At 20.3% G+C, this 26,335-nt stretch carries 13 protein-coding genes and 4 pseudogenes; 5 read left to right on the forward strand and 12 right to left on the reverse strand.

Annotation, left to right across the window (positions count from 1 at the left end; all coding sequences use genetic code 11):
* The 6 genes and pseudogenes from Q8777_RS01405 to Q8777_RS01430 all read right to left on the reverse strand — a co-directional run.
* The coding region (locus tag Q8777_RS01405; RefSeq protein ID WP_318749442.1) for a hypothetical protein at positions 1-208 on the reverse strand (208 nt) is incomplete at its 3' end.
* A gap of 299 nt (positions 209-507) precedes the next feature.
* A pseudogene (gene eno / locus Q8777_RS01410) lies at positions 508-759 on the reverse strand (phosphopyruvate hydratase); the annotation flags it as partial.
* A 1,163-nt stretch (positions 760-1,922) separates the two neighbouring features.
* Positions 1,923-2,915: pseudogene (gene gpmI, locus Q8777_RS01415) on the reverse strand (2,3-bisphosphoglycerate-independent phosphoglycerate mutase); the annotation flags it as partial.
* A 694-nt stretch (positions 2,916-3,609) separates the two neighbouring features.
* Positions 3,610-3,768 (reverse strand): annotated as a pseudogene (locus Q8777_RS01420) (2,3-bisphosphoglycerate-independent phosphoglycerate mutase); the annotation flags it as partial.
* 735 nt (positions 3,769-4,503) lie between these two features.
* Positions 4,504-4,917: pseudogene (locus Q8777_RS01425) on the reverse strand (2,3-bisphosphoglycerate-independent phosphoglycerate mutase); the annotation flags it as partial.
* 396 nt (positions 4,918-5,313) lie between these two features.
* Positions 5,314-5,706, reverse strand: a complete 393-nt coding sequence (locus tag Q8777_RS01430) for a hypothetical protein (RefSeq protein WP_213680352.1) — start codon at positions 5,704-5,706, stop codon at positions 5,314-5,316.
* 821 nt (positions 5,707-6,527) lie between these two features.
* Here Q8777_RS01430 and Q8777_RS01435 point away from each other — a divergent pair.
* Positions 6,528-6,914 carry an effector protein gene (locus Q8777_RS01435; protein WP_193622189.1) on the forward strand — a complete coding sequence of 129 codons (387 nt, stop codon included), beginning with the start codon at positions 6,528-6,530 and terminating at the stop codon, positions 6,912-6,914.
* 501 nt (positions 6,915-7,415) lie between these two features.
* On the forward strand, positions 7,416-7,994 hold the full coding sequence (locus Q8777_RS01440; RefSeq protein WP_213680351.1) for a hypothetical protein: 579 nt from the start codon (positions 7,416-7,418) through the stop codon (positions 7,992-7,994).
* Positions 7,995-8,025: 31 nt separating this feature from the next.
* Here the strand turns inward: Q8777_RS01440 and uvrB are convergent, their stop codons facing one another.
* The 6 genes from uvrB to Q8777_RS01470 form a co-directional block, all read right to left on the reverse strand.
* The gene (uvrB, locus tag Q8777_RS01445) at positions 8,026-9,993 is read right to left on the reverse strand and encodes an excinuclease ABC subunit UvrB (protein WP_213680350.1); all 1,968 of its coding nucleotides are present in this window, start codon (positions 9,991-9,993) and stop codon (positions 8,026-8,028) included.
* Positions 9,983-12,826 (reverse strand): excinuclease ABC subunit UvrA, encoded by a 2,844-nt coding sequence (gene uvrA, locus Q8777_RS01450; protein WP_255884568.1) that lies wholly within the window; start codon positions 12,824-12,826, stop codon positions 9,983-9,985. Before uvrA ends, uvrB begins: the two co-directional genes overlap by 11 nt.
* A 48-nt stretch (positions 12,827-12,874) precedes the next feature.
* Entirely contained in the window at positions 12,875-14,530 is a 1,656-nt protein-coding gene (uvrC, locus tag Q8777_RS01455) for an excinuclease ABC subunit UvrC (protein WP_304516079.1), read from the reverse strand.
* 538 nt (positions 14,531-15,068) lie between these two features.
* Positions 15,069-15,623, reverse strand: coding sequence for a hypothetical protein (locus Q8777_RS01460; RefSeq protein WP_255884567.1), 555 nt, complete (start codon positions 15,621-15,623; stop codon positions 15,069-15,071).
* 906 nt (positions 15,624-16,529) lie between these two features.
* On the reverse strand, positions 16,530-17,351 hold the full coding sequence (locus tag Q8777_RS01465; protein WP_255884566.1) for a hypothetical protein: 822 nt from the start codon (positions 17,349-17,351) through the stop codon (positions 16,530-16,532).
* Between the two features lie 1,519 nt (positions 17,352-18,870).
* Entirely contained in the window at positions 18,871-19,512 is a 642-nt protein-coding gene (locus Q8777_RS01470) for a hypothetical protein (RefSeq protein WP_255884565.1), read from the reverse strand.
* A 1,648-nt stretch (positions 19,513-21,160) separates the two neighbouring features.
* Here Q8777_RS01470 and Q8777_RS01475 point away from each other — a divergent pair.
* The 3 genes from Q8777_RS01475 (at position 21,161) to Q8777_RS01485 (ending at position 26,226) form a co-directional block, all read left to right on the forward strand.
* Positions 21,161-21,655: a hypothetical protein gene (locus tag Q8777_RS01475; protein ID WP_318749358.1), complete on the forward strand. Its 495-nt coding sequence runs from the start codon at positions 21,161-21,163 to the stop codon at positions 21,653-21,655.
* A 197-nt stretch (positions 21,656-21,852) separates the two neighbouring features.
* A complete protein-coding gene (locus Q8777_RS01480) occupies positions 21,853-23,595 on the forward strand; it encodes a hypothetical protein (protein ID WP_304515894.1) in 1,743 nt (580 codons plus the stop codon).
* 1,878 nt (positions 23,596-25,473) lie between these two features.
* Positions 25,474-26,226 carry a hypothetical protein gene (locus tag Q8777_RS01485; protein WP_213680338.1) on the forward strand — a complete coding sequence of 251 codons (753 nt, stop codon included), beginning with the start codon at positions 25,474-25,476 and terminating at the stop codon, positions 26,224-26,226.
* Positions 26,227-26,335: the final 109 nt, after the last annotated feature.

A 26,335-nucleotide genomic window follows, 5' to 3' on the forward strand; every position in this document is an offset into this window, starting at 1 on the left:
TTTTTTCCATTTTTTTTAAATAATTTTTATCATGTACTTTTCGCCAATAATAATAATTATTACGGTCAATTTTTAATAATTTTAAAATTTTACAAACGGTAAAATATTTTCGATAAAATTGAACCAAGGACAGAATATTTTTTTTTAAAAGCGGGAGGTTATCAATTAAAGCATATTGGAGTAATTCAATTTCTCTGCGATTCGCCATTTTTTTGTAACCTCTTTATTTTTTTACTTGTTCATATTTTAACTCAAAAAAAAATAAAAAAAATTTTTTTTCATTTTGTTCGCCGTTTTTTTTAATTTTGTATCTAAATATATAGTGAGGGGTTATTTTTTTTAAACTTTTTCAAATGTAAAAAATTGTTCCAAATTAAAGAAATTCAACAAATTTAATTCATTTGAAAAGAGCCAAAAACAAATAAAAGTAACCAATAATTGGTATCTTTATTATTAATTACTTCAAAAAACGTTGTGTAGTAAACAGGGTGCAGTGCGTTGGGCGCCCTCAATTAACGCTTGATTATTTACAGGCATACCTATAATTTTTGAAGAAATAATATTTTGAATATTTTTAATTGCTTTTAATACACCTTTACCTAAAAATCTTTGAACATCATTATCTCTTAATTCAAGAGCTTCGTGTTCCCCTGTAGAAGCTCCGGAAGGAACTGAAGCTCTTCCGAATGCACCAGAAACTGTAAATACTTCTACTTCGACAGTGGGATTTCCTCTTGAATCTAAAAATAAGGATAGAATATTTGCGTTTCAATAACCCGATTTATATTTCGATTATCTATTACAAAAAAGCCCCCCTCTAAACCGGACAAGCAAGTTTCCAAGCATCCGGCTTGCCATAATTTATCCTTTTTATCAGACTAACTTTGTGTCACCACTAATGAGTTGTTTATCCTTATTGTTCTATATTGATGTTATGTATTTGTTGATTAAATAAAGGTTATTGACTTATTTATGGTGGTATTATTTAATTTTTAGGATTCTCAATACCGTCTATAGTTTTTAACTCTCAATATTCCCATTCGACATTCCTTATGGACCTTGATATGATTGAACGTTTGATAGTAGTTGTTGAGTTATATTATTAATCCAGCGTTTTAAGTTCTGGTTGAACATTTAATGAACAATCTTGAATGATATTCAATGTTCGCCAAAGTTTAGTTTCTGGATTAAAAATAGTTGTTGACATAAACACCAATTCCCTTATTGATAATCATTGAATAAACAATAAATTACTGACTTCTTTCGCCCTATAAAGGCCGTTAACCTTCATCTTGGGAGGGCGATTAACTTAATTATTCCAAATTAAGTTTTACTCCTCCGACTACTAAAAAGTCGCTTTATCCTTGAGCCTAATGACTTTTATTTCATTATTAGTTAATTTAATAACTAGCTTTTAGGATTCTCCAAGTTACTCTAAATATCGACCTTAATCCGTTAGGAGAAGTGACCATTTTGATAATGGTGAGATTCCAGGTTTTTAACTGATAAACTATCCAATACGTAAAGTTTATATTGATAGATTCTGAACTGCTCGGTTATTACAGTAGCTTATTGAGACAGGTTATAAAATTACATCTTCTTAACTTCTTAGGCCATTTCAGGCTTATCCATAGGATTATTAGGTGGCGGAATCTTTTTGACTAACTACTTCTTCGTCGCAACCCGCTTTTAAGAACTGCTGTAATTCACTATTCTTTCGTTTAACGAACCATTCTTATCCTTTCAGTGTTTATCTGCACTGGTTATTGGTTAGATAACGCGATATTTAGGCCTCTTTGGCGCCCCTTCACGAGCAATAATATTTTTAATAAAAGGCATTTCCTTATAAACTCCTTAGATATTATTTAATATTTTAATTTTTAATAATAAATAAATAAAATTTATCAATTAATCGATTTATTTTATTTTTTTGATAAAATTAAACTTTTTCCAGTCATTTCCTGAGGTTTATTTAATTTTAATAATTGCAATAAAGTTGGGGCTACATCACATAAAGCTCCTGATCGCAAAGTTAAAGAACTATCGGTTATAATAATAGGTACTAAATTTGTAGTGTGAGCTGTATGTTGATTTCCATATTCATCACACATCTGTTCTGCATTACCATGATCTGCTACAATAACAGCTGTTCCGCCTACAGATGAAATAGTTTCTGTTACTATATTTAAACATTTATCTACAACTTCTATTGCTTTAATAGTGGCGTTTAAAGATCCTGTATGTCCTACCATATCAGGATTAGCAAAATTTAAAATCATAGTATCAAAATTACCTGTTAATATTGCTTTTTTAGCTTCTGCAGCAACTTGAAAAGCACTCATTTCAGGTTTCTGATCATAAGTATCTACTTTAGGAGAAGGAATTAATATTTTTTTTATATTAGGTAAATTTTTTTCTTTACCCCCGTCAAAAAAGAATGTTACATGAGGATATTTTTCTGTTTCAGCAATTCTTAATTGTGTTAACCCATGTTGAGAAATAACTTCGCTATAAATATTTTTTAATTCATTTTGCTCAAAAGCAACACATCCCTTTACTAAATGAGAATAATAACTATTTGTAACTAATAAAATATTTTTAATTATTTTTTTTGGTTTGAAAATTGTTTTATTTGGTGTTTGAAAATGATTAATTTGCAAAGGATTAGATAAAGCTACAGCTAATCTTACTGCTCGATCTGGTCTAAAATTAACAAAAATAATTCCATCATCATCATTAATTAAACTTTGGGTATCACAAATAAAAGGAGGAATAAATTCATCAGTAATACCTTTATTGTAGGCACTTTGAATCCCCTCTAAAGGTTCATAAATAGTTGTATCACCTGAAATTAACATATTATAAACCTTATTTAAACGTTCCCAATTATTATCTATATAGATAGAATATTTGCGTTTCAATATCAAAATTGGTATTTTTGATATCTATTACAAACAGCCCCCATCTAAACCGGACAAGCAAGTTTCCAAGCATCCGGCTTGCCATAATTTATCTTCTTTTAAGCACTAATTTGGTGTCCATCACACTTCATTAGTTGCAATAAATTACTGACTTCTTTTGCCCTATAAAGGCCGTTAACCTTCATCTTGGGAGGGCGATTAACTTAATTATTCCAAATTAAGTTTTACTCCTCCGACTACTAAAAAGTCGCTTTATCCTTGAGCCTAATGACTTTTATTTCATTATTAGTTAATTTAATAACTAACCTTTAGGATTCTCCAAGTTACTCTAAATATCGACCTTGATTCCTTAGGGGAAGTAACCGTTATGGAAACGGTGAGATTCCAGGTTTTTAATTGATAAACTATCCAATACGGATCAAGTATATTGATAGCCTCTGGACTGCTCGTTTATAGTAGTTTACGACAGGTTAGCTTATTACATCTTCTTAGCTTCTTAGGCCTTTTCAGGCTTTTCCATAGGATCATTCGGTGGCGGTATCTTCTTGACTAACTACTTCATCGCAACCCGCTTTTAAAAACTGCTGTAATTCCTTATTGTTTCCTTTAAGGAACCGTTCTTAGCCTTTCAGTGTTTATCGCACTGGTGATTGGTTAAATCACACGATATTTAGGCCTCTTTGGCGCCCCGATCCATAGAATAATATCTTCCAGATATAGAACCAATTTTAAAACCTAATTTTATTAAAAGTTTTATATAACTTAAACCTGATTTGGGAGATGTATCTCTTCCATCAGTAAAAGCATGTAAAAAAGTATTTTTATTTAAATTATGTTGTTTTATTAATATATGGATAGAATATTTGCGTTTCAATATCAAAATTGGTATTTTTGATATCTATTACAAACAGCCCCCCTCTAAACCGGACAAGCAAGTTTCCAAGCATCCGGCTTGCCATAATTTATCTTCTCGCGAAGACTAACTTAATGTCACCACTGGTTAGTTGTTGATTATAATCGTCCTGTAGCACTTTATGATATTGCACAATAAATTACTGACTTCTTTCGCCCTATAAAGGTCGTTAACCTTCATCTTGGGAGGGCGATTAACTTAATTATTCCAAATTAAGTTTTACTCCTCCGACTACTAAAAAGTCGCTTTATCCTTGGGCCTAATGACTTTTATTTCATTATTAGTTAATTTAATAACTAGCCTTTAGGATTCTCCAAGTTACTCTAAATATCGACCTTAATCCGTTAGGGGAAGTGACCATTTACTAATGGTGAGATTCCAGGTTTTTAACTGATAAACTATCCAATATATCGATATAATATTGATAGACTCTGAACTGCTCACTTATAGTAGTTTGCGAGATAGGTTAGCTTATTACATCTTCTTAGCTTCTTAGGCCATTTCAGGCTTATCCATGGGATTATTAGGTGGCGGAATCTTTTTGACTAACTACTTCGTCGCAACCCGCTTTTAAGAACTGCTGTAATTCTTTATTGTTTCCTTTAAAGAACCGTTCTTAGCCTTTCAGTGTTTATCGCACTGGTGATTGGTTAAATCACACGATATTTAGGCTTCTTTGGCGCCCATCGATAAAGCTTTAAAATGATCTAAATGCGAATGGACTCCTCCATCAGACACCAAACCCAATAAATGTAATTTACTTTTATTCGTTTTAACGTGTTGAATTACTTTTAAAAAACATTTATTTTTGAAAAAACTACCATCTTTAATTTTTCTATTAATATAAGTTAAAGATTGATGAACTACTCTACCAGCTCCTAAATTTAAATGCCCTACTTCACTATTACCCATTTGTTGAGCAGGTAATCCAACTGCTTCACCTGAAGCTTGCAACATATTAGAAGGAAAATTAGAAAATAAATAATCTAAATAAGGAGTTTTAGCTTGCGCAACAGCATTACATTTTTGTTGCATTGATAAACCTAATCCGTCTAAAATAATTAATCCTACAAAATTCCGCATTTAATACCTCTTTATTTTATTTTTGGTTAATTATGAATTTATCACTGTAGACATCACCATCCTACCAAAATATAAAAAAGAATGTCAAATATTGCAAAATAATGAACTATTAAATGAAAACTAACATTTTTTAAACAAAAAAATCAAAAAATAATTTAATATAAATTTTGAAATTATATCTTGGTTTATATTTTTTTGATTTCTACTTATATATTTTTAAATCTGTAAAAAAAATCATTTAATAAATAATTTCGTTTTTTAAATCTTTTAAAAATAATAAATTTTTTATTTTTTGATGCTGTTTTTTGATTTAAATTAAAATTAGTAATAATCATTTCATAAGTTTGATTTTTACGATTAATGCTTTGATAATTAATAAACCGATCAACAGGAATTTTAATCAAATAAAAAGATTGATATAAAAAAATTAATTAGAGTAGTATCGTGATTAGTTAATATCCATTTAACTCCTCTGACATGAGCCGCTTTTAAATTTTCGCATAATTCTTTTTGATGATCTTTATCAAATATTTCAATGCTATAACTATTAAAAGTTTTGGTGTCATAATCATAAGGGAGGTTGCAAAAAATAAAATCATTTTTTTGAGCTTGTGCAATAATTTTTTTATAATCATTGTGAAAAAAAGAAATTTTATTTTTATGATCTTTTAAAAAAGTAATTATCTTGTTTAAATTATTTTCATTGATAATATTAGATAAAGTAATTTTGTCTTTGCCATTAAACAGGAGTGTTAAATTTATTTTCGAAATTAACAGGATATAAACCATTAAAACAATTTTTATTAAGAAAAATAAAAAGAATATTTTTTTTGCACATCATCTAATAAAGCTGGATTTTGACTACACGAATTATAATAAAATTCTTTTTTTCGTGATTTAATTTTTCGACATGTTTTTTTAGTAACTCAAGCACATCAAAAGAATTATTTTTTAATGTTTGCCAAGCAATTATTAAGGTTAATATCAGACAAATTAGCTTTTTGTGGTAAAACACTACCTACCCCTAGAAAAGGTTTAAAATATGTATTATATTCAAAATTTATAATAACATTTAAAAAAGATAATAATTGACTTTTACCTCCTACCCATTTTATAAATGGTTTAATGCACTTTTTTTGCTTTCATTTTAATTACTTTATATACAATTAATCAATAAATTATTATTTAATTACCGTTTATTGTTTTTTATCATAATTATATTTATTTTGAGAATCTATGCTTAATTAATTTAAATATTATAATTTTGGATATATAATAATAAAAAGATCTTATTATTATTCATAAATTATAAATTAAAATATAAAAAAGTGATTACTTAATAATGTCAAAAAAATTACTTTCAATATGTATAATTTATAATTGATGATTTTTCGGTAAAATAATAAAATATTATTGTAAATGAAAAATTTTATATATTTAAATGTTATCTATTTTTATATTAAAAATTAATTAATTTTAAATCGGCTTGTTAAAAAATAATTTTTATTTTTTTATTGAAAAATTTTTAAAGTAATATAGAATATAAATTGTAAATTAGTTAGATTTAGTTTCTGATTGAAAACAAAAAAAGGGGTATTATTTAAAAAAATATGCGAAGTTTATGGTATTTAACTTTTTTATTTATAGTTCTAAATATGTATAACTACCAAAATGTAGTTGTAGCTATGCCGCCAAGAGAGGAATTTATTGGCCAAACTAGAATTGTTCATGTATCTATTGGCAATATTGATATTTTAAAACAACATGCCGTATTTAATAAATATTTCGATTGGAGTTTACAAAGCGCTCGTTATAATGAAGATTTACAAGATTTCAGCATGATTTGGAAAATTAAAGATCCAGACCCAAATTTATTAGGTGTTTTTTTTGATGGCGGAATTAGACATGGCCAAGATGATACATATAATTTGCAAGAATTAAAACATATGGGTAATGGCGCTAATAATATGTATTGTATATTTCTAAAAAATAATTAAATATTAATTTATAATTAGATTAAATATTAATTTTAATTAAGTTATCATTATATTTGCATTAAATGTGATAATAGATACAAAACATTTTAAAATGTACCTCCCGCTTTTGCAAATAAATATTTATCAATAAATAACAAAGATAAATTAATGACAACTGAAAATTAATTTTTATTATTATCAGAAAAAATAATTTTAATATTTTTTTAAAATATTATTAAAGCCTAAATATTAGGAAAAATTTTTTATTTATTATTTGCGGGAGGCTATCATTTTAATATGAAAAAATAAAAATAATTTTTTTAAAAAATTTAATATATTTATATTTAAAAAAAATTATTAATATAATAACTTTAAAATTATTTTTATTTAATTAATTTTTAATTTATATCAATTTGGAAAAAGAAATAGATGATAATGAGTTTTAAAAAAAATTTTTCAACTTTTAATTTATGCATTTTATTGTTTATTATTATTTTTATTTTTTTAATAAAATATTTTTTTATGATAAAAAAAAGCGATTATATTAATTTATATTTATCGCAAATTTTAAAAAATGATATTGCCGAAACATCAAATAATACTGAAAAAAAAGAAAAAATTTCTTCAGATTTTTATAAATTTAAAATTAATTTAAAAGATTTCGAAACAATACAAAAATATATTTTTGAACAAAATTGTGATAAAACATTATCAATGGCAAACAATACTGACGAAGAAGAAAAAATAATTAACAAAATAAAAAATCAATGGAGTTTTTTTTTAAAAGTTAAAATTAAAAGAGATAAAAATTATATTGATAATTTAGATTTTAAAATTAATAATTTAATGAACAAAGAAAAGTTAATAAAATCAAAAATTGAAACATTAGAAGATAAATTATCAAAAAAATCGAATGATATCGATAAAAACAGATCGTTATTAATAATTAATAATTTAAAAAAACAATATCAATTTAACCAAGAACGTTTTCAAAACTTCGAAAATATTAAATTCAATTTTGTTAAACATTCTAATGAAACATTAGCTAAACAAAAAGACAAATTACAAAAAAAATTATATTCTTTTTATGAATTAGAATAAATAAATTATAAAATTTATAATGTTAAAATCATTATAAAATGGAATTATTTTTATTAATTGAAATGATTAAATCTCTATAAAAAATGGCTTTATCAAAATCTAATTTTTTAACCGCTTCTTTCATTAATTTTTTTAATTTAATTAATTCTTTTTTAGTAACATTTTTAGGATCAAGATTGATTTCCTTCATAAAATCTTTTTGATGATTTTGACTAAAATTATTAATATTTATCTTTTTATTAATAATTTGAGGATTAACATGATATTTTTGATTATATTCTTGCTGAATAATTCGTCGTCTATTGGTTTCGGCAATAGCTATTTTCATAGCATCTGTAATGTTATCTGCATACATAATTACTTGGCCTTGAATATTGCGAGCAGCTCTACCAATTATTTGAATCAAACTACTTTCATTTCGTAAAAATCCAGCTTTGTCAGCGTCTAAAATAATCATTAAAGAAACTTCCGGTAAATCTAAACCTTCCCTTAATAAGTTAACTCCAATTAAACAATCATAAATTCCCATACGTAATTTTTGTAAAATTTGTAAACGTTGTAAAGCTGGAATTTTACTATGTAAAAAAGTCACTTTGATACCCATTTTTTTTAAATAAAAACTTAAATCTTCACTAAAATTAATGCTGATAGTAGTTACTAAAACTTTTTCATTTTTGATTTGGCGTTTTTTTATTTCTTCAAATAAATCATGCATTTGATTTTGAGTTGATCTAATTTCAATTTGAGGCTCTAAAATAAAAGTTGGCCTAATTATTTGCTCTACTATAGGAATATTTTTGTTTAATTCATACTTTCCTGGTGTTGCTGATAAATAAATGATTTTATCTATTTTTTGTTCAAATTCTTTAAATTTTAATGGTCTATTATCTAAAGCGCTAGGTAGACGAAACCCATATTGAATTAATTTTTGTTTCCGCGAGTAATCTCCAAAAAACATACCTTTAATTTGCGGAATAGTAATATGAGATTCATCAATAATAATTAAAAAATCTGAACCAAAATAATCAATTAAAGTAGTTGGAGGTTCCCCTTTTTTTTTTAAAGATATATGTCTTGAATAATTTTCAATACCCTTACAATAACCTAACTCTGTTAACATTTCTAGATCATATTTAGTTTTTGTTTCAATTTTTTGAGCTTCTAAAATTTGATTTTGGGATTTAAAGTATTTAATCCGTTTAGTTAATTCTATTTTAATTCTTTTAATGCTTTCTTTTAATTTTTTAGGATTAGTTGCATAAATAGAAGCAGGAAAAATGATCACTTTAGTTAATTCTTTAACAATAGTGCCATCTATCATATTTAAAATTTGAATATTTTGAATTTTATTATCTTCGAAAATTAAACGAATTGCTTCTTTTTTTAAATTAGAATTTATAAGATCCAAAATGTTACCATGAACACGAAAATTACCATTTTTTAATTGTAAATCATTTCTACAATATTGTAATTCTATTAATTTTTTAAATAACGCATCCATAGGATAGTTTTGATTTTGATGTAAATATAAAATAGAATTTTTATAATCTTCTATATCTCCAATTCCAAAAATACAAGATACAGATGATACTACAATAACATCATTATTATCAATTAAAGCGTTAATAGTATTATGACGTAATTCTACTATTTCTTCATTAATAATTTTTTCTTTTTCGATATAAACATCACGAGATACAACATAAGATTCTGGTTGGTAATAATCATAATAAGAAATAAAATATTCCACTTTATTTTCAGGAAACATTTCTTTTAATTCATTAAAAATTTGTCCCGCTAAAGTTTTATTATGAGCAATTATTAAAGTTTTTTTATTGAGTTGATTAATAATATTAGCAATGGTGAAAGTTTTTCCAGTACCTGTAGCACCTAAAATTATTTGCTCCTTTTCCCCTTTATAAAAATTATTTAATAATTGTTTAATAGCTTGAGGTTGATCACCACTCGGTTTATATAAACTTTTTAATTTAAATTTCATTATGAGATTTATCCCTTATTTTTTTTAAATATTGACCAGTATAACTATCCGGATTATTGATAATTTCTTCTATATCGCCTTTAGCTATAATATGACCACCATTTTTTCCTCCTTGAGGTCCTAAGTCGATTATATAATCAGCATTTTTAATAATATTTATATTATGCTCAATCATAATTACTGTATTTTGTTGATTAATTAATGTACGTATTAAAGACATTAATTTTTCAATTTCAAAAAAATGTAATCCTTTTGTCGGTTCATCCAATATATAAATATTTTTCGAAAAATAATTTTTATATATTTTTTTAATTAAAATCAATCTTTGTTTTTCGCCATCTGATAAATTATCTAATTTATTACCTAATTTTAAATAATTTAATCCTACGCTAATTAACAATTCTAAAACAATTTTAATTTTTTTATGATTATGAAAAAAAATATATGCTTCGGATATATTCATGTCATAAATATTAGCAATAGTTTGATTTTTATATCTAATAGTTAAGGTTTCAGAATTAAATCTTTTACCTTGACATTGATCACAGGTAATTATAATATTAGGTAAAAAACCCATAAAGATTTTTTTAACACCTTCTCCCTGACAAGCATGACAAAAAGCAGAAACAGAATTTAAAATAAAACGGCGTTTGTTATAACCTTTAGCTCTTGCTTCAGGAGATTGAGAAAATAAGTTACTAACAATTTCTGAAATTCCTAAATAATTAATTAAATGATATTTAATAATTTTATTAAAATTTGGCGATTCTATATGAATAATATCTTTGAAATTATTTTGATTTTCTGAAAAAATAACTTGATTAAAACCAGGTGTAATATTTGTAGAATTTTTAATTTTTTTTAAACCTTTATATATAACTTCATTAAGTAAAGTTGATTTTCCTGATCCAGAAAAACCAGTAATCACAACGAATATATTTAAAGGTATATCAATATTAATATTTTTTAAATTATTAACACAAGCATTTCTTATTTTAATGACGTTTGTAGAAGATATTTTTGGTTTTATTATGTTTTCAAAAGAATAAATTTTTTTTAAATATTTACCTGTTAAACTATTTTTATCTTCTAAAATATTATTTATTTTTCCATGACTTACAATATTGCCACCTTTATTACCGGCTTCAGGGCCTAAATCAATAATATAATCTGCAGATAATATAATTTCTTGATCATGTTCTATAATTAATACAGTATTACCTAGATTTACTAATTGACGTAAAATCTTGATTAGTTGAATATTATTATATGGATGTAGACCGACAGATGGTTCATCAATGATATAAATAACTCCTGTTAATCTAGAAGCAAGCTGATTAATTAATTTAATTCTTTGTATTTCGCCCCCGGATAAAGAACTAATATTTCGATTTAAATTTAAATATTCTAAACCTAATTTTTTTAATAAATTTAAACGTTTCTTAATAGCTGTCAAGGCATCTTGGGTATTGATTTTGGCTATCGAATTTAATGTTATATTTTCTAGAAAATTTAATAATTCATTGACAGTTAAATTGGTTAATTCATAAATATTTTTGTTATTAATTTGATAAGATAAAGCATATTTATTTAATCTAGCTCCAGAACAATCAGGACATACAGTTAAAGATTTAAATTGGTTTAACCAATTTTGAATATTATCATAATTAGCAAAATTTGTTTGATAATATTCTAGAATAGGAATAATTCCTATAGGAAATTTTAAACTTTCATTAGGTAATTTATCAGGACCATATAATAAAATATTAATGATAAATTTATTCATTCGGTTTAAAGGCAAATTAACGTCAATTTTATATGTATCTAAAAAACCTTTTAATTTGTCTTGAATATTTTCTGTCGGATTATTTTGTTGTTCAAAAGGCAATATAGCTCCATCCAAAATAGATTTATTTTGATCTAAAATTAATTTTTCATCAAAAATCATTATACTGCCTAAACCTTTACAATGATTACAAATTCCTCTTTTTTTATAAAAAGAAAATAAATTCATTTTATTTTCTAATTGAGTTAAAGAGTTTTTGCCATCATTATAATCTAAATCAAAAGATATTATTTGTTGATTTGGTAACATAATTAATATTTTCTGTTTATTAAATTTTATAGCTAATTCTAAAGAAGAAATTAAACGTGTTTTTATTTGATTGTTTATAGTTAAATGATCAATAATTATAAAAATATTATTTATTTCATTTATTTCTAAATAATCAATTTCTTTAATGTTATTAAAGGTAAAAAAATTGTTATTAATTAAAAAACGATTAAAACCTTCTTTTATTAACTTTAAAATGATTGAATGAAATATCTTTTTTTGATTATCATGTAATGGAGATAAAATTATAATTTTTTGGTTGTTAAAAAAATTTAATAATTTATTCATTATTTGTTCTATATTATATTTTTGATAAGGTTGATGATTTTGTATATCGTAATAAACACCTATATGCGCATAAATTAATTGTAAATAATGATAAATTTCTGTAATAGTGCCAACAGTATCTTTAGAATTATTAACAATTTTTTTTTTTTCAATATTAATTACTGGAGCTAAACCTGAAATAAAATTAATATTAGGTTTTTTTGCAAATTGAAAAAATTTACGATCATAAAAATTTAAAGATTCTAAATAAATTCTTTTACCTTCTTGATATAAAATATTTTGAACTAAAGAAGTTTTTCCAGAACCTGAAATACCAGTAAAAACTACTAACTTAAATTTGGGAATTTCAACATCGATATTTTTTAAATTATTTTCTCGAGCACCTTTAATTATAATTTTATCCTGTAAATAACTAAAATTTTGATTATCCATAAATATCCTTTATAATATGTAAAATTTAAATATTTTTTTAATTTTAAATTAAATAAGATTGCCAATATTTTCTTGATTATTGATTTTTCTGTGAAAATTGATAGTAAAATTATGAACCTCTTCACTTAAAAAAAATAAAAAACGAAATAAAAAACTTTTTTTATTTAATAAAATCTCTTTATTAGATAAAATTAAACTTTCCAATTGATGTTTATTATTTTTTTTTAAAGCACCTAAATTAAATTCCTTTATGAAATTTTTTAAAATTTTTTGACTAATATTAAATTGCCCTATGCCGCCATCAACTAAAATTAAATCCGGAAGGGGTAAATTAAGATTAATTAATTTTTGATATCGGCGTTCAATAGCTTCTGCTAAAGAATTATATTCATTTGGATAAGTTTGTTTAATACGGAAAGCACAATAAGATTTTTTTTGTAATTGATAATTTTTAAACACAATAATGCCACTCACAAAATATTTACCAAAAGAATGCGAAATATCAAAAACTTCAATATAATTAATATTTTTTTGATACAATTTTGATAATTCACTTAAAGCTATTGTTGTAGCTTCTAATTTAGCGCTATATAATAAATTATATTTATTTAAATTTTCTTCTGCGTTTTTTTGAGCTAATTCTTTTATTTGTTTTTCTTCTGTGTTAAATTTTACTGAAAACTTAGTATTAATTATTTTTTTTATTTCGGGTTTTTTTGTAATTAAATCCGGATTTAAAATAATTTTTTTAGGTAATAAATTGTTTTGATAATATAAATGTAAATAAGTAATCATATTATCAATGGGATCATCGATATATTCCGATACTATCTGATAATGTTCTTGAATTTTTCCTTGATACATTTTGAAAATATACAAAGAAATTTCGTTTTTATTAAAACAAAAACCAATAATATCGCAGCTTAGATTAGGTTTTAATTCAATAAATTGTTTAATAGTAATATTTTTTAAATGTTCTAAAATTTTTTGATATTCTTGTGCTTTTTCAAAATTTAATGTTTTAATAGCTTGTTTAATTTCATTTTTAATTTTGTTAAAAATATTTTTATTTTTTCCTTGTAAAAAATCATTAATTCCTCTAATATTCAAAGAATAATCAATATATTTATTATTAGGACAACAAGGACCTAAACATTCATTAATTTGATAATAATGACAAGGTTTTTTAGAAATCGGTTGACAACGTCTTAAAGGATAAATTTTATGCAATAAACGCACTGTTTCTTTCATGCTATTATTATATGGATAAGGACCAAATACTCTAGTTTTTTCAGGAACTTTTTTATAATAAGAAATTTTTAAACGGGGGTGTTTTTCGTTAGTAATTTCAATATAAGCATAATTTTTATCATCTAACAGTTTAAAATTGTATTTCGGTATATGTTTTTTAATTAAATTAGCTTCTAATATAAAAGCTTCTACTTCGTTATGAGTAATAATATATTCTACATCGCATATTTCTTGAATTAAATTACTAGTTTTTGAATTATGATTCTTTAAATAAAAATAACTTTTAATTCTTGAAAATAAATTCTTGGCTTTTCCGATATAAATAATATTATTATAACAATTTTTAAATAAGTAACAACCAGGTTTTCGAGGCAAATTATTAATTTTAGTTAATAAAAGAACATTAATTTTATTTTTTGTTATTTTTAAAGACATATTTCGTTTAATAACCATATTTAAATATTTTTTAAAAAATTAAATAATTTTAAATTATCCATCCTATTTATTTATTTAAATAGTTTTTTACTAAAAAAGGCACCATATACAGATGCCAATTTAATTTATTTTAAAATAAAAAATATTTAGTAATTTTGTTGAATTTAATAATTAACCTTATAATAACTGAAAAACAATAAAAAGGCAATTTTTTATTATTAACATAATTTAATATAGGTGTTATTTTTGTTATAAATAAAGGTATATTAAATTTAATTTTTGGTAATTGTTGGTGATAATATAATCACAAAAATAAAAAAATTTTTCTATATTTATTTTACATTTTAAAATATTTTTTAAAAAAATTAATAATATTTTATTTATTATTTTTTATAATATTTTGATATTTTAATTTTTAAAAAAATTAATAATAAAAAATAAAAATACCCCCTTTCTTTTTTTGCATCAGAGGAGGGATTTTTATGTTAATAATAATATTTATTGCAAATTATTTATAGTATATATAAATTAATATTATTTTAAATTAGCAATTTCTTTATATATTATTTATTTGATTTTGATAATTGTACATTTGATTTTTAATAAGCATCATTTGTTGTCGATTTTGATCGATTTTGATTTGAATATTTCGTGATTTATTAATTTGCGTTTGATTAGCATAAAAGTCCATAATATCTATAGATTCCATCATTTTTTGTATTAATGATGAATGTTTTCTTTCTAATTCGATTATTGTCATTTTATTATCCAAAACTCTTAATATTAATTCTTGAAAATGTATTTTTTTTCTTTGAATATTTGTTATTTTGTTATGTATTTCAGTAATTTCTTTTAATAAATGATTAACATCTATATCTTGGAAATTATTCAAAATATTATTAATTTGTTGGTTTATAGCATTATATTGTAATAATAAATTTTCTAATTCATTAAATTCATGGATATTAACATCCTGAATAACATAATTATTTTGGTATAAATTATTATTCATTGCTATAACTTGGTTATTATTAGAAATACATAAAAATCCAAAACCAACAATAAATAAAGTTGAATAAAATAAAGTTAATTTGATTTTTAATTGCAACATAAAAAATTTATACCCCTTGTTATTTAAATTTTAACTAAATATTTTATATAGAGATAGTTAACTTTAGAGAAGGATGTATTTGGGTATTTATTATAATTATTTTTAATTTGTTAATTCAATATCCCTTTTTAATATTGCTAATGATTTTTGTAGTAGATAATTACAAATAAATATATTAATATTATATAATATAATTAAATATTTTAAATAAATTAATATAACATAACTATTAAAAATCTTATTTAATTTTCATGATAATTTTGATATTTTTTAAAACATTTCGTCGCTTATTATATTTATTGATTTGGTAATATTTTTCATTTAAATGTTTTTTTATCTTATTTTTTATTATGAAAATAATTATTTTTTTAATATTTTAGTATTATTTTATAATTATTCATTTTATTAAATATTTAATATTTTTTAATTTTAAAGCGTTTTATAATCGACTTTTTGACATTCTCCCTTTATAAACTTTTTGAATTTAACTAAGTTATATTCGATACTCTATATTTATAAATTTATGCTAAATTATTTATCAATTACTAAATTAAAATTTTTTAATTAGATTAATAAATGATATAAAAATAAAATTAAAAATTTGCTTTGATAACTATCAAAGTAACTTGATAACTTTATACATATTAAATTTTTTATTTCTTATAAAAAAATAATAAAGATTAACTTTTAAAGTTAATCTGAATAATTAATTATTAATAAATTATTTAACATCAAAAATCAAATATAAAATTCAAATAACAATATAATAATTTGATGATTTTATTTTTTTTATTAATTTTTAAGACATAACAAAAAAATATATATTTCGTATTTGTTTCAGAATTAAAAAATAATTAAATTAAAAATAACTATCCTTTATATATTAAATTTAATATGTTTTTATTTTTAATTTTGATTAGATTTTGAATTTATATATAAATCTTTAAATATAAAAAAATTTTGCATATAAAGTTGAAATTTTTGATTTAATAAGGAATTTAATTTTATATGTTGATCCTGGTATAATTTTATTTTTTTATGCACTATTATTTCAAGATTTTGTAAATTTTGTTTTTCTAATCTAATGGAACTTATTTGTTTTAAGGTTGATTCTTTTTGTGCTATTAATTGTGCGATTTGTTTTTCTATATTATTAATTTCTTGATTATTATAAACAGTTATACCTTGTGTTTGTAATTCGCTTTTTTTATTTTGTTGTTGTATTTTTTTAATATTTATATTATTGTTAATTTCTTTTCGATTTTCTTGTAATTTTTCAATTTTTTGTTCTAATGAATTTATTGTGATAGGGATAAAATCTAATTTATTTTTAAGTTTTATAATTTCATTCTGATAATCTTCTATTGAATTATTAATATAATTTAATTCTGATATATATATTAAAAATAATTTTTTAATAGATTGAATTTCTTGTTTATCTTGTTCAGTAATATTATCTAAAAATTCATTTATACTCTTATAATCTTTTGAAAAAATATAAGATTTAACATTTCCAGAATTGTCATAATTATTAATTTTTAATTCAGATGAAAATAAATTTTTAGATAAATTAAGTTGTTTTAATTGATCAGAAGATAAATGAGATTTTTGATAAGATTGATTTTTTGATTTTAATAAATAAATATTAGTTAAAATTATCAATAATAATATTATTGAAATAATAATTACAAATATTAATTTTTTTTTTGATAATTTAATAAATTTCATATTTGTTTCCTTTTAAAAAAATTTTTATTAATTTTCAAGATATTAATCCCCGGGTTAAATATATTTAATTTATTGATCAAAGTTTATTAATTTTTTAGTTAATAAAAAAATTTTGATTTATTTTAATTTAATTAATTTTAATATACAAAAAATATATAAATTATTTTCAATTAATAATTAATACATTTTAATTGAAAGTTTAATTTATATATTTTTTAATTACAAAACATTAAATTTATTTAAATTTTATTAATAAAAATGAAACTTATAATTTAATATTTTAATTGTTTTAAACATGGTATTTTTTCATTATTTATAATTAAAAGCTATTGTTCAAAATTAAAATTTTATTATTAATATAATTTTAGCTTTGATAGGATGTCACTTTAATGCTTTATTGACATATAATTAATATTTTTTGTTAATTTGTTGATATAGTCATATAAAAATGTCTTATTATATTTGGATAAATTTTTTAATAATTTATTAATATAAAATTTAATATTAAATATTTAATTTTTTAATAATTAATATTTATTAGATTAATTAAGGTTGTATTACTATTGGGAAATTATCCTAATTTAACCATATCTATTCACTATTTTAATCAATTTATTTGACTACTATACTTTTTAAAATTTGAAATTTAAAAAAATTGATTGCATTTTTTGTATTTTTTGTATTTTAATAGCACATTTTTATTTAAATTTCTGAATATAACCTTTTGTTTATTATTTTAAAGATTAACAATCATTTTATAATGTTTTTTTAATTTTGTCGATTTTTTTTCAAAAAATCGCATGAATCCATGAAAATAGGATATATCCTTTTTTTATAAAAAATAATGTTTTCATTTATATAAAATGATATTGTTCTTTAAATTTAGGTTTAATTTTTTTTAAATTTAAATTTATTTCTTTTGTTACAATTTTCTAGATTTTCGTTTTATTTAATTCGATAATAAACTGATTTTGATCATAAATTTCATAAGATAATAAAATTAAAAATTATTAAGTTTATATAATATTTTTTTACTTTTAGGATTATTATTAATTGCTTATATCGTAAATAGCTAATAAAACCTGCTAATTAATCCAATTCTTATTTAATAGTTATCTAATTATTGGGTTATATTTTAGTTAAATACGAAAATTATTGTTTAAAAAAATTAATAAAATTAATTATATATTGAAGACTTTAAAAAATAAATTAAAATTATAATAATTAATTTTTAATCAAAATATAACAAATTTAATTAACAAATTTAATTTAAAATACATAAAATAATCCAGAACTATTTTTATGTTATAAAAATAATTTGGATTTGTTTTTTAATTTTAATACTATTTTACATCATCTCTTTAATTTAACTAGAATATAAATAATTAAATTTAATTAGTAAAAAATAATATTCAATATTAAAATATAAAAGTAAATTTTTAAAAATAAAATTAGTAATTTACGATTAAAAATAATCCGAATTAATATTTAAAATAAATATATTTGTTAGTTAAAACTATTAATTTTCGATAGTTATAGTTATATTATTATTGTATTGGCTTAATTCGTATAGTACCGAATGATAAATAGATTTAGCTTGTTCTAAGTCAATTTTATCTGTTTTTATTGTTTTTATTTGAATTTTAATATTTTTTATTTCTTCTGCTAATTGTGATTGTTTTTTTTTAAGATGGTGAATTTGTTGTTGCAGTGGCGTTAAAGAATCTACTTTAAAAGTAGAAATTTTATTTTGAATTAACGTTTGTTGTTTTTTATTTAATGAATTTGTTATTTGACTTATTTTTTGGTTAATTTCTTCTAATTTTTTATAATTATGCACAAATTGTTCATTAAAATTATAATTCTTTGTTTGACATTTTTTTAATTCATCATCGATTGTATGAATTTTATTCTGAAGTTGCAAATAAATTTTTTCTATAAAATCTAATAAATTTTTATCTTTAAAAGTTTGCGAATTTTCTTTTATTGTATATTTTTGATCGCTAACATTGATTTCAGAATTTTTTTGTATTTGTATTTTTTGTTTATCTAATTTATTTTTTAAGTTATTGTGTATTAAAAAATTATTTTTAAACATTAAAATATACCATAATACTACAATAATAATAAGGAATAAAAATATTTTTTTTATTTTCGCCATATTCAAATTTTTTTCGAATTTTTTAACTATTCTAATTAGAATTAAAATAAAAATTTATTAGTAATTATAACATAAAATGTTTAAAATATTTAAATTAAATTTTGCTTTTTAAAATTTATTTTGGTAAAATTGATTTATTAAAAATAAAAATATATAAGAAGATAATTTATTTTTAATAATGAATATTAAATTAATTGAAAATTAAATAATTCTTAAATTAATATTAATTAATATTAAATGCAAAAATTTTATATGTTTATAATTTTGTGTTTATTACTAAAATTATATTTTTAAAATATGGACAATTATAAATATTAACGATTTATATAATTTCATAAATAAAAATAAATTTTTGTTCAACATATAAAAATATTTAATATTTTTTTAAATACAAAAATAAAATTAAAAAGAGTTTTTAACATAAAATGGCCAAATAAAAAAATAGTATTTTAATTTAATATTTTTTTATTTAGCTTTTTATTGGTATTATTATTTTTATATTATGAAAATGCCATCGAACAAAACAATAAAATATTAACTAATAAAAAATTAATAAGGTTTTTTTGTTAATGAAGGATGATAAATAAAAATTAATAATTAAATTAAAATTTTTTTACATAAGTAATATAAAAAAATTTTTTAATTCAATTTTTTATGATTAGGCAACAAAATATAATTAATAATAAAAAAATTTGTCAATTTTTTTAATTTTTAAATTTAAAACAATATATTTTGATTTTAATCACAATGTTTTTAGCTTCTTTTTTATAAAATAAAATTAATATAATTAAAAATATTGATAATACCATAAAATAATTGCCAAAAAGTGTAGTAATTAATTTATAAAAATAAATAAAAAATTGGAATTGATTGATATAAAAAATTTATTTATTCCAAGAAATAATTATATTTAATAAAATTTATTATAAATGGATTTTGGTTAGCTTCTTTATTAATTAGTAAAATATTATCAATTAAATTTATTATTAATTAATTTATTTTTTGATAATTTTAACGATTTATATTAAATTTCGCGTTATAAAATTTATTCTATCTTTTATATTTTAAAATTAATTATTATTTATTGCATTAACTTAAGAATAGAATTATAAAAATTACTGGATTTTGAAATTATTAACTATTTTTTCATATTTTTTTTGATAAAAATTTGTTCAATTTTTTTCAAATTGTAAAAATTTTTTATTATTAAAATATTTATTTTTAATATTTATTCCGGGTTTTTTCTAAATATATAAAATTAAATTTTAACATTTTATTGAAATACTAAAAATTCATATTAACTAATTAATTCCAACTAAAAATTATTATCTAGTTATATTTATCATTAAATGTGATATTTTTTCTTTATTTTTATCAAAAATATTTTTTAAATAAAGATCATAATACTAATAAAAAAGAAATAAAATTTACTTTTCGTTAATAAATATATAAATAATATTTGAATATTTTTTTTCAAAAAACAAATTATTTTAAATTAAAACAAATATTTTAAGGTTAATTTTTTATAAAAATTATTATATATATAATAATTTATCGTCTTAAAATAATGAGTAAATAATCATTAATATTAAAAATATTAAAAATTCATTAAATCAATAATTATTTTATTATAGGTTAGGTTATAAAAATGAAAAAAACAAAAAATAATAAAACATTATTATATTTGATTAATTTTATTTATTTAATATTTATCACAACAATGTTAATTATAATTTATGTTTTTTTAAACATACAAATTAAAACAACAATAACAAAAACAGAAAATGAATTTAAATCTTTAAATAATAAATTAAATAAAATCGAAAATAATCAATTTATTAAAAATTATAATGAAAAAACACAAATCCAAGATCAACTAAATTACGAAACCAATAGTAATACAGAAATAAAAGATTCACAAATGCTTAATACTGAAGTTGATAAAACGAAGGATAATGATAAATCAAAAGAATTATTATTGGAATCATCAGATAAAGAAAATAATGATTCACCAAAAAAAGAAAATTATGATTCATCAGATAGTGAAACTTATGATTCATCAGATAGTGATAGTGAAACTTATGATTCATTAGATAATGAAGTTTATGATTCATCTAGTGAAATTAATTTCATATTAAATTAATTTTATAAATTATGAATCCATATTTTTCAATTTGATGGATTTTTATTTTTGTCTTTAGTATAATATACATTAAAGTTATAATAAAAATTTATTATTTATTTTTAAGAACAACATATATTAACGAAAATTCCTTTTTAGATGATAAAAAAAGATAGCTATTTCTAAATAAAGATAGCGGAAATGGAATTTTAAAATTAATGTTATTAAATGATAGTATTGTTCCTGAAAAACAATTAATTCATTTGTTACAAAAATATGCTAAACATTCGCGAACATTTCATTATATTCAAGAATCTATTTGCAGCTTAATTACTTTTAAATATTTGTCATATCAATATGAACAAAAACATTTATATGAAAATTCTCAGGATACGAATATTAGTAATCATTTTATTTTACCTGTAAATTTATTTTGGTCTTCTTTGGTTAACCAATTAATAAATAAAAAATTAACCGAAGCAGAATTAATTGATAACTTACATGAAGCTTTTTATAATATTGATATTTCTAATAACACTAAATATCAATATTTATTTAGAGAAATAAATTTATATAAAAATAATTTGGTTTTATTAGACCCTAATTTTATTTCGAATATAATGTTGATGATTAATCAAATACCGATTAATAATTTAAACCAATTATTTCAATATATTATCGAAGAAAATCAAAAACAAAAAAATAGTACTAATAAAAAGATTCTAAATTTAGATTTTTTTAATCATTTAATACCTGAATTAGTTAGATCAGAATTATTAATAAATGCCAATATTTATGATATGACTTGTGATAATGATTTGGGATTAATATTAAATAAAATTGTTACCGCATTAGAAATACATCATAATCAAAATTTTAAAGGTAATATATATGGTGGTTGTATTATCTCAGATTATAATAATAATTTATTTACCCGTTATCGTCCTATAGGTTTTAGTTTAGCTCGTATGAATTTATTATTAAAAAATCAAGAATTACTTTGTGTTGATGTCGAAAATAAAAAATTTTGTTTTCCAACATTAGATTTAATTATTTGTGATGGTAATACATTATCCAAATATTATGAAAATCATTACCAAGAATTTTTACATAACAAAAAAAGAAGAGAAATTTTTCAAAAAAATATTTATCCAATGATGTTAAATTCATTATCCTCTAAAGGTAAAATTATTATATTTGGTGATGAAAATATCTTGAGTTCTTTAAATAAAGATTTCGAATATCATCAAAATATAATTATGCTAAAATCTGGTCAACATGTAGATTTAATAATTAAATTATTAGAAAATGGTTTTTTTCGTTCTCTATTCAGATCAAATGATTTTGAATATGATTATTTACTTTTATTACAAAAAAATAAAAATTTTTATGAAAAAGATATTTTTGGTATTAATTTAAATTTAACAAATCACAAATTATCAAATAATAATAATCTTCAAGATCGATCTTATTCTCCTTTAATAAAAAAAGTTATCCGTAATTATTCTTTGCGTAAACCTAATCTTAATAATTCTAATTTTAAATATTCTTTTGATGAAATTTTAAAAAAATTTTATTATAAATATCTTTTTAAGACTAATAATTTTGTTTCATTTAATGATATAATTTTAATTAATTCTACTCAATTTTCGGATAAATTTCTATATTTTTACAACCATTCTAAAAGATGGTTAAAAATTATTCTTGATCTATTTTTTCTATATTTTTTAGGAAAAATTATTTTAAAATTATTAAATGAAACCAGTATTATAATTCCGTTTATAAAACATTATTGGTCTACTTTAATTCTGGGAGGTCCATTGATTATTTATTTATTTTCATCATTAACTGTAATGTCAAAAAATATTAAAAAATATTTAATCAAAATAATGGCAATTTCAAATTGGCAATTTTTATTCATAATAGATATGATTCTTTATATTATATTGTCCGCATATTAAATAAAATTAACCGAGAAATTAATATTTTCTCGGTTAATTTATTATTTAATAAAAATTTTATTTTTTATTTTTCTTGTATTTCATTAATTATTATTTGAGATATTTGTTGAGCTAAATATCCTCCATATTGTAAATCCATAGCATAAATTACTTTTTAACTTTAATCAGAAACTTTTTCTTTTGCGTAACTTAAAGCTTTAAAACTCCAAGTAAAATTGTTCTTAAAATTCGCCAATCATTCAGGAGCAAATTTTCGTCATCTCTTATTTTTTCGATTGACAAATTTTATTTTAAATGAATAATAATAAAATCGTAAATTGTTTGTTGAATCTCTTTTATTATATTTTCGATTAATTCGTTTGCAATAATTGTTGATTAAAACTGCTCATTTTATTAATTATATCATCCAAAGTAATTTTTTCGATCATTCCTTTATCAATATTGTTATTTGTTTAGATATTAGAATTTTTGCGCAAGCCAATAAAGGAAAAGCAGAGATATTTAGAATTATTCCAAAAAAAATATTTTAATTATTTTAAAGCGAAATAAATTTAACATTAAAACTTTGCTCTTTTTTAATTTTTTCAAATTTTAAATCAGGATAAATTTATATGTATATAATTAATTAAATTATAACAAAGAAAAAAATAAACTAATTTTGTATTTTTTTCAAAAAATTTTATTGATATCAATATGTTTTTTGTTTTTATTCATTTTTTTTACATTATTTAGATTTAATATCTTTTTTATTTTGAAAATTATTTATCTTAATATCTTATATTTAGTTATATTAAATATTATTTACTTTTAATAATCAAAAGACATTAAAAATAGTTAATTAATAAGTTAATTTATCTTAGAAAAATTAAAAATAATTATTTTTTGTATTTAATTGGTTTACATAATTAATATTATAGGAAGTAAACTTTATAATAAAAAACATGGTTTTTACATAATATTTAATATTTTTATAAATAACAACTTTTTTTAAAAAAATTATATATTTTTTTATATAAAAAGTTATTTTTTTGATTTTTTTATTCTAAATATAATTAAAAATAACTTATTTTAAAACCATTTAATTAATTTAAATAAGTTTCACTTTATTTTATTACGTAATAAGTTTCTTAAATATTATCTATATTAAACAATATTTAATATAATTAAACATAGTTATCTAAATTTAAATTTTTCTAATTATAAATCTATTTGAATAGACATTCTAAAATTTATTTTTTTATTATTTGCTTAAACAATTTTCATAAATTATCAAATACATATATACGAAAAATATTAATACAGTGATATTTTGATTATAGAAGTTTTCAATATTAAAAAATGATAAAAATAAAAAATAATAATTTTTAATTAAAACTATTAGTGATTGTTAGAAATATAATCAAGACATGGACAAAGTTACTTTATTTTTGCATAAAAATCACTGTTTTATATTATTATGTTTAAAGAAGTAATTAACGAAAACAAAAAATCATTGACCAATGAATTAACAAAGAAAATTTACGCTTATGATATAAGGATATTAACCGCAGCAATTTAACCAAACTATTACGTCAACAAAAAAAAGATGACCAAAGAAAACTTAAATAATATCAAAACTCACAATGATAAATAAATCGTAAAAAATATATTATGATTTTCAATAAATAAATTTTTTTTAAAATATTTAATTTATAAAATTATATAATAGTGATATATTTAAATTTCAATATTTTTTATTTAAATTCTTGAAATTTTTTATAAAATTATTAGTAATATAAATATTAACTTATTAAAGAAATGTATATTTAATATTCTTTATATAAATAATGATAAGGATAATCAATTAAATATTAAATTGTAAAAAAGGAAGATTTATCTATGTTTGATGATTCAAAAAAAAAATTATCTAGTAAAGCTTTTGTTTTTTTAATTATATTAATTATATTTTCAAGTGCCACTTATTTCATTAAATTAAATAATTATTCTTTTCGTAATTATAACTCAGAGCAAAACTTACTAACTTTGATAAGTGGCGCTTTTTATAATACTTTTTATAATTTCACTTTTCAAAGTAATTTTTTAGTTCTTTTATTTTGTATTGGGACTTTAAATTCTAAATTTCGAAATCATAAAAATTATTCTTTATGGGCTTTTTGTGTTTTAATTGATATATTATTAACCGGCGTCGTTTGGAATTTAATCGCCGATCCTTTTGTAGATTATGAAAATTTTAAATATGAATTTTTAACAGTGAGTTTATGCGAACATACTTATATTCCGATATTATTTACTATTTTTTATTTTAGTAATTGTTATGTTAATCCTCTTTTGGCCCCTTGCCTTAAACATTATTTAGCTTTAATCCATCCTTTGTTTTATCTTTTTTATTCCTTAATTTTAGGTTCGATCAAAAATCAACGTTTTTATAAATATCCTTATAATTTTATGAATCCTTTTTTATACTGTAATATCAGCTCAATAATTAATGATTTTTTTGATTTAAATTTTTATAATAATTTCTCTCAAGGATGGCTTGGTGTTTTAATAAATAATGTTTTCTTATTGTTAGTTTTATTAATTGTTATTCCTATTCTATTTATAATAAAAAAAAAATTAGTCAATATAAAATAATCTCCAAGTTATTCAAAATTTTTATCAATCAAGATTTTACGGCCACCAAACCGTTTCAAAAAAATATTAACCGATAGCGCTTATTTTAAAATTACTCAAAGATTTTTAT

Origin of the sequence: Candidatus Phytoplasma stylosanthis, from assembly GCF_032886435.1 — a bacterium.
GTDB lineage: Bacteria > Bacillota_I > Bacilli_A > Acholeplasmatales > Acholeplasmataceae > Phytoplasma > Phytoplasma stylosanthis.

What these genes read in the sequence shown, in the direction of transcription:
- Q8777_RS01430 (WP_213680352.1), bottom strand. Translation starts at nt 5,706, where the DNA reads ATGGTTTATATCCTGTTAATTTCGAAAATAAATTTAACACTCCTGTTT.
- Q8777_RS01435 (WP_193622189.1), top strand. Translation starts at nt 6,528, where the DNA reads ATGCGAAGTTTATGGTATTTAACTTTTTTATTTATAGTTCTAAATATG.
- Q8777_RS01440 (WP_213680351.1), top strand. Translation starts at nt 7,416, where the DNA reads ATGATAAAAAAAAGCGATTATATTAATTTATATTTATCGCAAATTTTA.
- uvrB (WP_213680350.1), bottom strand. Translation starts at nt 9,993, where the DNA reads ATGAAATTTAAATTAAAAAGTTTATATAAACCGAGTGGTGATCAACCT.
- uvrA (WP_255884568.1), bottom strand. Translation starts at nt 12,826, where the DNA reads ATGGATAATCAAAATTTTAGTTATTTACAGGATAAAATTATAATTAAA.
- uvrC (WP_304516079.1), bottom strand. Translation starts at nt 14,530, where the DNA reads ATGGTTATTAAACGAAATATGTCTTTAAAAATAACAAAAAATAAAATT.
- Q8777_RS01460 (WP_255884567.1), bottom strand. Translation starts at nt 15,623, where the DNA reads ATGTTGCAATTAAAAATCAAATTAACTTTATTTTATTCAACTTTATTT.
- Q8777_RS01465 (WP_255884566.1), bottom strand. Translation starts at nt 17,351, where the DNA reads ATGAAATTTATTAAATTATCAAAAAAAAAATTAATATTTGTAATTATT.
- Q8777_RS01470 (WP_255884565.1), bottom strand. Translation starts at nt 19,512, where the DNA reads ATGGCGAAAATAAAAAAAATATTTTTATTCCTTATTATTATTGTAGTA.
- Q8777_RS01475 (WP_318749358.1), top strand. Translation starts at nt 21,161, where the DNA reads ATGAAAAAAACAAAAAATAATAAAACATTATTATATTTGATTAATTTT.
- Q8777_RS01480 (WP_304515894.1), top strand. Translation starts at nt 21,853, where the DNA reads ATGTTATTAAATGATAGTATTGTTCCTGAAAAACAATTAATTCATTTG.
- Q8777_RS01485 (WP_213680338.1), top strand. Translation starts at nt 25,474, where the DNA reads ATGTTTGATGATTCAAAAAAAAAATTATCTAGTAAAGCTTTTGTTTTT.